The organism is Mesorhizobium sp. P5_C1, assembly GCF_054049815.1.
Map to the genome: position 1 here is coordinate 1 of NZ_JBFULQ010001402.1, position 542 is coordinate 542.

Below are 542 nucleotides of genomic sequence, written 5' to 3' on the forward strand. Positions count from 1 at the left end.
TGCAGGGGTTGAGCTCGCATTCGCCGAGAAAAGAGGCTACTCGCACAGCTACAGAATCGTACTGCCCGATGGAACGGTCAAACAACTCGAATCGATCGGGGAACCTGTGTTGTCCCCAAGCGGGGAGCTTTTCGAGGTCGTCGCCACACAGATCGATGTCACGGAGCGCAGGCGGGCCGAAGAGGCCTTACGGGAAAGCGAGCATAGACTTCGTCAGATCTTCGAAACGGTACCAGGCCTGCTTTGGTCAACGGATCCCGGCGGCGAACCGACTCAGGTCAATCAGCGCATGCTGGATTATACCGGCATGCGATTCGAGGATTTCATGCATGGCGGCTGGCAGGCCTTCCTGCATCCCGACGACTTTCCTGAGACTACAAGGGCCTTCCAAAAGACAATTCAGACCGGAACTTCGTACCAGATAACCCATCGCCTCCGTCGAGCGGACGGGGAGTTTCGCTGGCATCATACGCGTGGCGAGCCTCTACGCGACCGGCAGGGACACATTGTCCAGTGGTATGGCCTGTCTGTCGACATTGATG

The 542-nt window shown here is 57.6% G+C and carries 1 protein-coding gene; it reads left to right on the forward strand.

All coding sequences use genetic code 11. The features are described from left to right. The coding region (locus ACXJ7R_RS36040) for a PAS domain-containing protein (RefSeq protein WP_457155933.1) at positions 1–542 on the forward strand (542 nt) is incomplete at both ends.